Genomic DNA, 12,179 nt, shown 5'->3' with positions numbered 1-12,179 from the left:
TTGATTGCTCCAAATGTAAACTTAAGTTTTACATTATGCAAACGTTTGCACTGATTATTTTAGCATTTTTTATGAAAAATAGTTTACAAAAACGTTTAAATACTGCGCATATCGCATTATAAACACATATAACAACTTTAATATAATTTAATATTCAAATCGTTATTATATGTATTTATGTATATTTACGCAAACGTTTGTTACTCCTTTATGAAAAAATCAAGGACTACTCTTAAGGATTTAGCTAAAGAACTAAATCTATCGGCTTCTACCATTTCAAGAGCTTTGGGAAATCACCCTGGAATAAGTGAAACAACCACTAAATTAGTCCAACAAAAGGCCGAAGAATTAGGCTTTATACCTAACTCCATTGCTTCGAGTTTCAGAAAGAAAAAGACCCGTTCAATAGGTATAATTGTTCCCCGAATAGACATCTATTTCCATTCACTGGTTATAAGTGGGATTGAGGATTTTGCATACAAAGAAGGTTATAATGTGACCATTTTTCAGTCTAAAGATTTATTAAAACGGGAACAGGAAATCACAAAAATCCTTCAGAATAAAATGGTTGAAGGGGTAATTGTCTGTTTATCTATTGAAACCGATAAGTACGATCACTTTAAAAAATTCAAACGTCTGGGAATTCCTCTGGTCTTTTATGACCGGGTTCCTACAGGCCTTGATGTAAACAGCATTGTCATCAATGATTTTGAATCGGCCTTTACGGCAACCGAGCATTTAATTACTAAAGGCTGTAAGCGTATTGCTCATATTGCCGGTAACCAATCAACTGCAATATTTAAGTCACGCTTTGAAGGTTATAAAGCAGCATTAAAAAAATATAAACTGAATTTCGATGCCAATTTAGTAGGTCAGACCCATAACTTAAGTTACGAGGAAGGGATCATACAAGCTAGCCGGTTTTTAAAGCAGACTGATTTACCGGACGGGATATTTTGTGCTAACGATTATACAGCGGTAAGCGCATTACAGGTATTTATGAAAGCAGGTGTTAAAATTCCGGATGAAACGGCTATCGTAGGATTTAGTAATTATCCAATTTCGCGAGTTATAGAACCCCACATCACAACAATAAATGACCGCGCGTATGAAATGGGTGCCGAAGCAGCAAAACTTTCTATTCGTCTTATTGAAGATGAAGAAGAATCTATTAAGTCTGAAACTATATCTCTTAAAACTGAGCTCATCGTTAGAGAATCTTCACTGAAAAATTGTTAAAAGTTAAATTTTGTTAACGCATCACCAATTCGGTATCCCTTTTTTCACACCCCTTGTGAAGCCCTATAAACATTGAAACAGTCAAAATTCGGTCGTTCCGCCCGATGTCCGCAAGTAATTTGCAAGTCTATCAACCGTGCAAAAAGTGTTGTTTTATCAGGAACAAGCGTGCCCATCGCACCAAGCCTTGCTAAAGCTGTGGCTAAGAAAGTGCTAAAAATTGTAATCGATAAAGGAATTGGAATATGACAAAGCTTGAACTAATCTCAGAACTGCTAGTTGAAGAATTGTATTCCTTTAAGGAAGAAGTCAACAGTCTAGAAAAGATTGAAAAAAAACTGAAAAGCACAGCTATAAAAGCAGACAGTACTCAGATTGAAAAACTAGTTGAAGAGCATCTTAGAAACCTACACCTCGAGCAAACAACTCAACAGGAAAATCAGGAAGAAATCTTAAAACTTACTAAGCACTCTCGAACGATTCCGAATTGGTTGCTAGTGCTAGTCCTGCTTCTTTTTCTTTCACAAGCATTTGCTCTCATTTATCTGCTGCTACGCTGATATGAAAAACGGGGATTAATTTTTTCTTTCAAAAAAACCTAGCCGTTATAAAGGCCTTTTCGAAAGAAAAAATGATGGTTAAGGGAGATTAGCTAAGATGATGATCTCGATTTCCATAGATAAAGTATTTTAAGCAATTGTAACATGCTCTAAAGTATATAATGGATATTTGATTAAAGATTAGCAGCACTAATCAAAAGTGCTAAATTGAAAGGGATTAACTTTGGTTATGTTTGATAGTGAATCGGTTTTAATACCTGCTACTACTCCCCCGATGTATTTATAAACCACGGCTAGCAAATTGGATATTTGAAAAAAAATTGAGGTTTTTATTTATATTAAATACTGTCAAATAAAATGCCAATGACTATTTTAGTTTACACCTTCCTTATCTCCGGATTATTGAATTATTTCAATGACTTTTTCAATTAAATCGTCATTTCCATGTTTTATTCCCTTAATACACGTAAGCTTACAGGGAATGTGTTTACATTTTAAGTAAGCCTATATTGCCCTAACGCGTATTCAAGAATGAATAACACAAGGACTAATGAATAAGTTGTCATAAAAGTTTAAATTGAACAGCATAAATTTTTATTCTCTATAATCATTATCATCTTCATGAAAAAAGTACTACTAATTCTCTTAATTTTAACTACAGTTTGCTCTTCGGCTCAAAATAGAGAGAAAGATGAAATTATAGAACTCGATATTAAAATAGTAAATGGAATTATACCATTTGCTCCCAGTTATAACTATGTTTATCTTCAAGATCGCACTACTGGTACGCCGTGGGAAGAGACTAAGATGGAAGTAACGGGTATTCCTTCAAATTGGGAAAATCCTGTAGTTCAAATAATTCAATTCGATCCCATTCAATTCATCTATCAAAACTATAAACAGGGTAATTTAGAAGAACAATTTGTCGAGGGATTTTTGAATCATCTACATGTGGATCTTAAAGAATTGGATCTTTCAGAGAAACCGATAAAGTGTTTTTCACATATTGCTCTCACAAAACTAGATAATGGAGATATTAAATATAGAATCGACACAAATAATAATTTAGACTTTTCTGACGAAGAAACTTTTTCACCTAATGAATTTCCCCGCACCAACCTTCAGGATATAGATGCGCTTAGCAAAAAATGTCATTGGATTGATGGTGAAGTATTTTCTCATAATAAAGTGAAGAGCATCAAATATGCCTACAACATTTTAAAAGAAAAATCAGGTGCGCTTCTGGCAAATTTCCCCCAATTTGCTAAAGCTAAGTATAAGGACAAAACCCTTATTGTAAGCTCAGGATTTACAGATCCTTCCTTCTATAAAGAATCAACGCTTATCGTGGTTGACTCCAGCAGACAAATTCAGGATAATCAAAAAATAGAACTTGAAGAATTCTTTGAAATAGAGGGACAGACATATAAGAATTTAGGGGTTGACTTTTCATCTCAAAAGCTAAGAATCCAAAAAAGGGCAAATGCTAAAGATGCCATAAATTCTACGCAGGTGGGATTTCCCGCTATTTCATTTGGTGGCACTGATTTTCTTTCTGACACACCAATTCAATTAGATGATTATAAAGGAAAATATCTTTTTTTTGAATTTTGGGGTACTTGGTGTGGACCCTGCGTAATAGAAATGCCTGAATTAAAATCCTTATATGAAAAATTAGATAAAAACAAAATTGAATTTCTTGGTATTGCAAACGACAGTCCAGAATCTCTGGAAAAATATTTACTAAAGGCACAAATTCCCTGGAAACAAATTTTATCTAGTACTGAAAATAACCTCGTAAAGAAATATGGGGTTTTATCCTTTCCTACTAATTATCTTATAAATGATAAAGGAGAAATTGTTGCCAAAAATTTAAGAGTTGACCAGTTGTCAAAGCAGCTACAAAAATTTATGAATTAAACGCCAAGAGAATCTCATTAAAATGAAATGAAAAAATTCAAAGAATTGATCTCATTATTCAGTAAAGCCTGCAGTATAAAAAATACAATCGGTTTTTCATTTGAGACTCTAATTTGAAGTGCCTTCTAATAAGCAGAAATTAAAGCTTTTTCGTTCTCGCTTTCCTCAGATGTGCCCTCACGGTCACCACCCTTGTGACTTACTAATGTTTCAAGACATTACCCCTTCCCAAAAGTGACTTGCACCCTCTAGATTAATACTTTACTTTTCGGTAAAACAAAAGATGCCTTTTCAGCTTCCCTAGACTAGAACTGCTTAATTTTCCAAAACTTGTTTCAATGACCAGATTAAAATTCACCTTAGCCAAACAGTAAAAAAACAACTGATAAAATTCGTAAATTTGTTTAAAATACAATATATGGATATTCAAGCAACAAAATTGAACTATTGAAAATCATATTAGAAAACGAAAATTCTGATTTTATCCAACGTGTCTCTGATTTTGTGAAAAATGAAAAAATTGATTTTTGGGATGAATTAAATTTATCTGAACAAAAAGAGATAAAGAAAGGCATAAAAGATTTAGATAATGGAAAAAGAATTTCCTACGAATCTTTTTTAAAGAAAATATCTTAACGGATGAATGTATTTTTATCTGAGCTTGCCGAAGCTAAACTCTTAAAACTTTCAAAATATTTAGTTGAAAATTGGGGCTTAAAAAGTAGCGATAAATTCATTTTAAAACTTACCGAGAGAATTAAGCAAATAGCTATACATCCGGATAGTTGTCCTAAATCATCAGAGTTTAAGAATTCGTATTAATGTGTCGTAACCAAACAGACTAGATTCTATTACAGAATCAAATTGGATACAAGGGAAATTGAAATAATTACAATTTTCGACACTAGACAAAATCCTCAAGACTTAAAAAAGGATATTAAATAGAAAGTTGGGTTTCTACAATGAATCTTGTGGATCTCAAACTGCAAATCATTATATTCGTAACTGAACATCCAGGGATTAAAACGTAAAACTCCTGCCAGGTTTACCTGAGCAGGAGTTTTTGCTTTTAAGACCGCTGAGCACTAGCGAAGGGAATTTTGCATTTGCAGGTCCGAAGTTCCTGCGGTGAAGCGAAGCTAGCCCGCCTTTTATGAGTTAAAATTAAAAGGTGACTAATGCATATTACTCTTTCTAAAATAAAAAAAACATCCATCCCCGGCCCTTCCTTCAAAGGATGGGAATTTTGCACTTACAGGACTGGAGTAACTGCAGCCATGCACAACTGATTCTGAAAAGTGATTACTGCTCAAATTGTCCTATCACCGTAAGCGTCTCTCCTTTATTAACCGGTGGAGTTCCCAAAATCAGTAACAGGAGTCCGTTTGCTTCAGCATATACGGTTTCTTTTATGTTCCCAAAAAAATCGGTAATGTACCCCACTTCCATTCCTTTAACAACATAGTCTCCGGCTTTTTTTAAGGGATAGAAAATTCCGGAAACAGAACTCTCGGCATAGGTTCGGTCTGTAATGATATTAGCAGTATTTTGAGCAGCTTCTTTTGAATTTGATGTAAAATCGAGTTCCTGAAGCAAACCCAGAACGGCATGTTCTACCTGCGCAGCAGCTTGCATATCTGCAATACCCAACCTTCCACATTCGATATCTGTAGATGGAATTCCTCTTTTAAAAGCTTCAGCAGAAGTATATAAACTGGGGTTTTCCGCTTTCATATAGTCCTTACCGTCAGTATTAAACGTTACTATATGATCAAAACCAAGTGCCAATGCCATCCGCTTCCCGGTTGCTGAAATTTCCGGCATATTCGCATTGCGGTAATAGGCTCCGTAGCTCATCAGATCTTCAGCAGCATCACCGGCGTGCATATCCAGAAAATAATCTACCCGATTAATAATGCTATTGGATATATAGTAAGCAATTTGCTCACTCAAATTGCCATCCTTTTTTCCAGGAAACACGCGGTTTAAGTTTTCATCATCTTCCGGCTTCATAAACGATTTTCGGTTTAAGAAGCTGTTCAAATTGGCTACCTGTACCAAAATAACTGTACCTTTTAAGTTTTTGGGATCAATTGATTTTATAAGCCGTTGTGCCCCTAAAATAGGCGGATACTCGTATCCGTGAACACCGGCCGTGATACCCAGCGTTTCTCCTGCTGCTGCCCCATTAAAAATAGTGATGGGTATAAAAGTGGATTCACCTGAATCTTCTACAGGTATTTTAAAATGAGCTTTGGTCCCTGCTGGGATTTCTGTTCCTTCAAATGTAAAAGAGCGCTGCCCAAAGCTGAATTGGACAGAAATAAAAAGGATTAGGATTGTTATATGTTTCATGATTTTTAATGTTTCAATTGTTTATTTAATAAGTGTCAAATTCCGGAAAATCGTCCCAGTCCTTTTCATCAATAGAATTTCCTTTAAAGAGATGAGGATAAAAGAATTCAGAAATCGCTTTGTGGTAGTTCTTTACCGCTTCGAGATAATTGAGATGATCTTGCAAATCGGTTTCCGCTATGCGGTTAAAGGTATTTTGCAGCAGTAAACTGGGAATAAAATAACCGAGTTTTTTACTCACTTCCTGACGCTTTTCAAGCTTCTCAAAAAGCAATTTTGAATCTTTACCGGCTTCCTGATCGGCGACATATTGCATCGCGTAATACCAACCGTTGCTGTATGCATCTTCAGGAATGGGGTACGATCGGTATTGCGGATAAGCCTCATAAAACGGTTCCATCGCCTCCCTTCTGGGCATATCCCATTTTTCGTGATAGGCTTCCCGCTGGGTTACGGTGGTCGAAAAGGCTTCCGGTATGGGTATGAAACGGTTAACCAGAACATTCCCTAATGCCGGAAGAAGCACTACCAGAAATAACCAGATTCCTAAAAGCGTGACGGCATTGTAGTTTGAATTTTTCTTAAGCAGCGTTAGCACATAAACCAACGCAAACCAAAAGAGTTCGTAACCTACAATCAATAAAAACACCAAACCAAAATCGGTATCAAAAGGTAGCCCGAGTAACCACAAAGCTGCTGTCAATAGAAGTACAGAAAGTCCCAAAATAGCAAGAAATCGCACTGAAAACTTTAAGAATATAATCCTGGAAAGCGAATACGGTTGTGAAGCCACTACTGCCCACACACCCGATTCCCGCTCTGAAGAAATCAGGTTAAAACACAGCGCAATGATGAGCAGCGGCATCAAAACCACAAACAAAAAGCTCAGGTCTAAATTCCCCGATAATAAGGTCATCGGGTTGGTGAGTTCTGTATCGTACAATTGCCCTTCAAGCGCAAGTATACGCAGCTTAAGACTGTAATTATTTACATCACGTTGTCCTAAAGAAAAAGCAGCCCATTTGCCGGGATCGTTTTGCGTGTAATAAAACTGATAATAGGTAAAATAGCTCAGATTATCAGAAAACAATCGCTTATTCTTAGACAACTCTGCTTCCTGTATTTCCGCAATTTTATCAATGGTTTCTTCCTGCTGGGATACGGTATTTTTTCCGTGAAAAATAGCATAGATCCCTATGATAAAAATCACTGCAAAGCCCAATATACTTATGGGATTGCGGGCAAAGTTTTTATACTCGGTTGCAAAGAGTTTAAAAAATGCTGTATTCATTATTATAATTTTATTTTTTTGAAACCAAAAGAAAATGACAACACGATAAGCATGAGCCAAAACACCAACGCCAGCAACGTGATCACATTATTAGACAAGGCCCAGAACAGCCCTCTGTTTTCATATTCAAAAGGGTCTCTTTCCTTAAACCGCGCACTATTCAGGCGCTGGGTGCCGCTCCGTTCGGCATCAACTTCATTCTTATGAAGTTCGTTGAAGTACTGGGTTTGCCGGTATCTATAATCTTCGGTTTGTTTCTGAAAATCGATGTAATGCGCCATATCGGTCCCGGTTGCTGCCATAGATAAATTGCGCACCATCAAATACGGATTGATAAACGACAAATAGGCTGCAATACTGTTTTGATTGGTGTAGGTGTCTATCAGCTCATCAAAATGGCTTCGGTACAGTTCTGTAGTAATCCGCTCGCCTTCTGCCATTAAATGTCCGGCATAATTAAAGGGAAGGTCTTTAACGTCATCCACTCCATATTCCGCCAAAGTTTTTTCCCTAAAACTGGTATAATACGCATCATCCGGATCATGAGAATCGCCTACTTGCTCCAGGTCTTCGGTAATACGGGTCTCAAACTCCAATTTGGAGGGTGCGGGAAACAAAGCATAACCTACATTTTGCGCCATTTTGGGTAGAATAATTCCGCAAAGCATCCATAACAGAATCAATGATATAAGTGCTGCACCTCCACGCGAACTTTTGGCAGAAATAAGCACCGTTATCCACGAATAGATCAAGAAATACACCGTGTAAAGGGCCATTGCAAAAAGACTGCGTAACAGCACAGCTGAAGTAAGTGCTTCAGGATACGCCACAAATGCAATACTAAAAATCAAAAGCATAGCTCCTATAAAAACAACCGTGGTAAAACTGAAAATCCCCAGGGTTTTACCCCAAATAAGCCGCTTTGCACTTACGCCCTGGGCAAGCATGATCTTGAGCACGCCGTTGGCTTTTAAATCGGCAAGGGTTCCATAACCGATGAAAAAGATAAAGAGCGGCACCAGCAATTGTAAAATCAACGCCATGCTGAGTTCTCCAAAACGCAACATCCCGTTTGAAAAGCCGGCCTCACTCAGGTTGACGGTGTTTTGCCGGTGTGCTTCCAGAAAAATGGAGTTTCCTGCAAAAGATTCAATCCCGAATTCAAAAAAACTCAGCGCAGGACGCTCTCTAAAAACCAGATATCCGTAGTGGGACACCCGGTGGGGATTGCGATCGGGCTGATTGACGTAATCATCGTGCACCTGTTCCTGATAGGTCTCGCGTATGCTGTTCTGTTCTGCTGTGTTTTCCACCCCTATAAAGGCTGAAAACAACAGCAGGACCGCAAAGACACCAATTAGCACCATGGCTGTTTTGGTCCTGATGATATTCTTCCATTCTACTTTTATAATATTCCTGATACTATTCATCTTCAAAATCTATATGTTGCTGTTGCTAAAAAGTTACGCGGCGCTCCCGGAAACAACCTGAGGTAATTTTGAGCCCCGACCCAGTAGGTTTTATCGGTAAGATTCTTAACCGCCAGATTGAGCTGGATGTTGCTGTTTTTGGGTGTAAAATAGACAGCTAGATCCAGTAAGGTATAGGCCGGCGTTTTAAAACTGCGGTCATAAGTAGGTACTTTATCCCCGGAATGTTGTGCGCCAAAACCTATTCCCAGTCCGTGTAGTTTTGAAGTACTCAAAAAGTTATAACGCGTCCACAAAGTAGCGGTTGTAATCGGCGTATTTTGCTTACGGGCGCCGATAAGCGCCGGATCATTGTCTTCAATAATCTTTGCATCATTGTAGCTAAAGGAGCCATACATCTGCCAGTTGGGCAACAAATAACCAGTAACATCTACTTCAAAACCTCTACTGCGCTCCGCTCCGCGGGTAACCAAAGAATCTGGAGCTGAAGGGACGTTGGCATTAAGCAACAGGTTTTTCTGATTTATTTCAAAGAGTGCCGTATTGATGTGGAGCTTATTTTTCAGCAGGGTGATTTTGGCACCTACCTCTTTTAAATCACTTTCTAATGGCTTAAATCTACTGGCCGAATCGTCGGTACTGCCGTAAAAATTTGCAGTATTTGACATAATAGTAACTGTATTGGATTGGGGTTGAAAGCCTTCCAGATAGGTTCCATACACATTGATCTGGTCATTAACGGTATAGGTTAGCCCTATACGCGGCAGCAGCGCCCTGTTGGTAAACGAAATTTCATCAACCTCACCCCGGTTGGTCACATCGCGGAACCATTCTTGTCTCAAACTGAATAAAAGATGGAAGCGCTTATAGGTAAGCTGTTCCTGCAGATACGCCGCGTGGGTCTCGGTCAGTGCGGTAGGAAAAGCTGACCTTCCGTTAAAATTATAGTCGGTAAGGTTATTCAGGGTATTGTTAGGGTCTTCCAGATTGTAATGCGGCACATTAGGTCTGGGCAAGATCATCCCTTCGTAGGAATAGGTTTGATATGCTGCGGCATTTGCAGGATCAAAAGCATTAGTTACCGAACCGTCATTCAACAGATAGCCCCGTGCCTGATTTTGTCCTCCGCCTTCTAATTTTGCCCAGCTGTGCAGATCATACCCCACCAGCAATTTGTGTTTGAATGCACCGGTATTGAAGTCAAAATTAAAATAGCTATTGACATTGTCTACACTCCACGACTGCTGACGGTGTATAAAACGCATCGCGGCCAGGGTGGATACAGGATTGTTATCGATATCAACTCCAAACCCATTTGTGGTGCGTCTTTCTTGTAAATCTTCTTTCCAGGTCTGCTTCATGTAGGTTGTGGTAAAGCCTATCTGGTCGGTAAACTGGTGCGTAAGATTTCCGGTGATGATAAATTGTTTGGAGTTGAAAAAGTCATTGGGCGCACCCAGATTCAAACTTATGGGGGTACTGTTCAGATCGGTCACGCCGGCTTCGGCACCAAAAATAGGTTGACCGCGATCTAATTTCCCCTTCATATCGCTGTAGATCAGCTCGACGTTTATAGCGGTTTTTTCACTGGCTAAATAGGTAAACGAAGGCGATAATAACAACGAGGTATTATTGATGTTGTCGCGGTAGCTATTGGCTTCCACATAGGCCCCGTTAAAACGGTAAAGCAAGGTTTTATCCTCATTCAACGGACCCGTAAAGTCTACAGCGGCCATAATCGTACTAAAACTTCCGGTGGTGAATTTAACCTCGTTACGCTCCACATCCAGTGGCTTTTTGGTTACCAGATTGATACTTCCGCCGGGATCTACGCTTGAAAAAGTAGCACTTGCCGGACCTTTTATAACTTCAACCCGCTCCACATTGGCCAGCAACGGCTGCAAAAAATAAAACTGGCGGGTACGCATTCCGTTAATCAGTTGCCCCTCTTCGTTCTGACTGATCCCGCGGATGGAATATTGATTGTAAAAACTGCTGGGCGAAACCCCACTCACGTTCTTCACAGCATCAGCGAGCTGTATGCCCTGCTGCTCGTCTATCAATTCTTTGGTCACCGTACTTATCGCCTGCGGAATATCTTTATTTAAGGTTGAAGTACGCGTTGCGGAGAATGAATAATCACTGGTATAAGTTTGCGCTTTTCGGCCTACAAGTTCAACCGCGTCGAGGGCAAAATTTTCAGCTTTAAGATAAATAGTAACAAAAGTAGAATCGGGATTGACCGTTGATGTTTTATAGCCTAAATACGAAATTTCTAAGCTGCCGCTTCCATTCAAACGGAAGTTGCCCTCAAAATCGGTTACGGTACCTTGTTTGGTATTTTTGATTTGTACTGTGGCTCCCGGGATGGGAATATTTGTATCGGCATCTTTCACCTGCCCGGTAACTTGCTGCGCACTTGCTTCAGCAAAGACTATAAAGCAAAAAGAAAATAGCACTTGTTTTATGGAAATCATTGTATTGGAGTGTAGGGGTTATTAAACGGTTTGTAGGTAAAGTTCTTCCAGCTCGTTTGCAGAAATGTCAGCAGCTTTGATTTGCGAGACAAAATCGCCCGAGCGCAATATGCCTATACTATGAGCTACCTGCTTTGCCCTGAAAATATCGTGCGTTGCCATCAGAATTGCCGTACCAGAGTCTGAGAGTTGCCTGATGATCTTCGTAAATTCATTAGAAGCTTTAGGATCCAGACCACTGGTAGGTTCGTCCAGAAACAAGGCTTTTGCATGTTTACTTATCGCTATCGCGATCCCAACCTTTTGACGCATCCCTTTAGAATAGCCACCCAGACGCTTATTATGCGCCTCTTCCTGTAAACCGGTTTTGAGTAAAAACGCGATGAGTTCAGTCTTGCTGTACTTAAAACCAGCCAGACTGGAGAAATACTCCAGATTTTCAATACCCGTAAGATTGGGATACAACATCACCGTTTCGGGGATATAGGCCAGATAATTCTTAGATTCCTGAGGATGATCCTGAACGTTAACTCCGTTAATTAGGGTATTCCCTGAAGTAGGTTCTATAAAGCCCAGAAAAAGATTAATGGTAGTACTCTTCCCGGCTCCGTTTTGCCCCAGCAAACAGCAGATTTCCCCAGGATTGATTTGCAGATTGAGGTTGTTTAATGCCAAATGCGAGCCGTACCTTTTAGTAAGGTTAAGTGCTTGAATCATAAGTTTTATGTTTTATAGGTTGTAAGATTACAGACAGCAATCCCCAATAGGTTGATAGCAAAACCCAGAGATTGAGCTCCTTGCTGTCTGATCAAAAATTTTAAGTAAAAGGAAAAAGGAAGGATTTTAAACAACACCTAAACCATAGGTGACATCACTCATTTTGTGATATCAAAACCCTTAGGCTGTA

10 protein-coding genes are annotated in these 12,179 nt (G+C 38.9%); 5 read left to right on the top strand and 5 right to left on the bottom strand.

The features are described 5' to 3' along the window. The first annotated feature begins 210 nt into the window (after window positions 1–210). The 5 genes from DSM02_RS00400 to DSM02_RS20515 all read left to right on the top strand — a co-directional run bounded on the left by DSM02_RS00400 (window position 211) and on the right by DSM02_RS20515 (window position 4,541). Entirely contained in the window at window positions 211–1,239 is a 1,029-nt protein-coding gene (locus tag DSM02_RS00400) for a LacI family DNA-binding transcriptional regulator (protein ID WP_128763793.1), read from the top strand. Between the two features lie 245 nt (window positions 1,240–1,484). Then, a complete protein-coding gene (locus tag DSM02_RS00390) occupies window positions 1,485–1,799 on the top strand; it encodes a DUF6730 family protein (protein ID WP_128763792.1) in 315 nt (104 codons plus the stop codon). Between the two features lie 621 nt (window positions 1,800–2,420). Then, window positions 2,421–3,719, top strand: a complete 1,299-nt coding sequence (locus DSM02_RS00385; protein WP_128763791.1) for a TlpA family protein disulfide reductase — start codon at window positions 2,421–2,423, stop codon at window positions 3,717–3,719. A gap of 447 nt (window positions 3,720–4,166) precedes the next feature. After that, window positions 4,167–4,355: a hypothetical protein gene (locus DSM02_RS00380; RefSeq protein ID WP_240673941.1), complete on the top strand. Its 189-nt coding sequence runs from the start codon at window positions 4,167–4,169 to the stop codon at window positions 4,353–4,355. A gap of 3 nt (window positions 4,356–4,358) precedes the next feature. Beyond that, the gene (locus tag DSM02_RS20515) at window positions 4,359–4,541 is read left to right on the top strand and encodes a type II toxin-antitoxin system RelE/ParE family toxin (RefSeq protein ID WP_240673940.1); all 183 of its coding nucleotides are present in this window, start codon (window positions 4,359–4,361) and stop codon (window positions 4,539–4,541) included. A 480-nt stretch (window positions 4,542–5,021) separates the two neighbouring features. On the opposite strand, the gene DSM02_RS00370 is transcribed toward DSM02_RS20515, so the two are convergent. The 5 genes from DSM02_RS00370 to DSM02_RS00350 are packed head-to-tail and all read right to left on the bottom strand — an operon-like array spanning window position 5,022 to window position 11,989. Then, window positions 5,022–6,074 carry a succinylglutamate desuccinylase/aspartoacylase family protein gene (locus tag DSM02_RS00370; RefSeq protein ID WP_128763789.1) on the bottom strand — a complete coding sequence of 351 codons (1,053 nt, stop codon included), beginning with the start codon at window positions 6,072–6,074 and terminating at the stop codon, window positions 5,022–5,024. 25 nt (window positions 6,075–6,099) lie between these two features. Continuing rightward, window positions 6,100–7,365: an ABC transporter permease gene (locus DSM02_RS00365; protein WP_128763788.1), complete on the bottom strand. Its 1,266-nt coding sequence runs from the start codon at window positions 7,363–7,365 to the stop codon at window positions 6,100–6,102. A gap of 2 nt (window positions 7,366–7,367) precedes the next feature. Continuing rightward, entirely contained in the window at window positions 7,368–8,795 is a 1,428-nt protein-coding gene (locus tag DSM02_RS00360) for an ABC transporter permease (RefSeq protein ID WP_128763787.1), read from the bottom strand. A gap of 2 nt (window positions 8,796–8,797) precedes the next feature. Continuing rightward, window positions 8,798–11,272: a TonB-dependent siderophore receptor gene (locus tag DSM02_RS00355; RefSeq protein WP_128763786.1), complete on the bottom strand. Its 2,475-nt coding sequence runs from the start codon at window positions 11,270–11,272 to the stop codon at window positions 8,798–8,800. A 21-nt stretch (window positions 11,273–11,293) separates the two neighbouring features. After that, window positions 11,294–11,989, bottom strand: coding sequence for an ABC transporter ATP-binding protein (locus tag DSM02_RS00350; protein WP_128762069.1), 696 nt, complete (start codon window positions 11,987–11,989; stop codon window positions 11,294–11,296). Window positions 11,990–12,179: the final 190 nt, after the last annotated feature.

This window comes from Leeuwenhoekiella polynyae (genome assembly GCF_004104075.1).
Lineage (GTDB): Bacteria > Bacteroidota > Bacteroidia > Flavobacteriales > Flavobacteriaceae > Leeuwenhoekiella > Leeuwenhoekiella polynyae.
This window is presented reverse-complemented; position numbering and strand designations above follow the sequence as displayed.

Coding starts and splice junctions, on each gene's coding strand:
- DSM02_RS00400 (WP_128763793.1), top strand. CDS start 211: ATGAAAAAATCAAGGACTACTCTTAAGGATTTAGCTAAAGAACTAAAT.
- DSM02_RS00390 (WP_128763792.1), top strand. CDS start 1,485: ATGACAAAGCTTGAACTAATCTCAGAACTGCTAGTTGAAGAATTGTAT.
- DSM02_RS00385 (WP_128763791.1), top strand. CDS start 2,421: ATGAAAAAAGTACTACTAATTCTCTTAATTTTAACTACAGTTTGCTCT.
- DSM02_RS20515 (WP_240673940.1), top strand. CDS start 4,359: ATGAATGTATTTTTATCTGAGCTTGCCGAAGCTAAACTCTTAAAACTT.
- DSM02_RS00370 (WP_128763789.1), bottom strand. CDS start 6,074: ATGAAACATATAACAATCCTAATCCTTTTTATTTCTGTCCAATTCAGC.
- DSM02_RS00365 (WP_128763788.1), bottom strand. CDS start 7,365: ATGAATACAGCATTTTTTAAACTCTTTGCAACCGAGTATAAAAACTTT.
- DSM02_RS00360 (WP_128763787.1), bottom strand. CDS start 8,795: ATGAATAGTATCAGGAATATTATAAAAGTAGAATGGAAGAATATCATC.
- DSM02_RS00355 (WP_128763786.1), bottom strand. CDS start 11,272: ATGATTTCCATAAAACAAGTGCTATTTTCTTTTTGCTTTATAGTCTTT.
- DSM02_RS00350 (WP_128762069.1), bottom strand. CDS start 11,989: ATGATTCAAGCACTTAACCTTACTAAAAGGTACGGCTCGCATTTGGCA.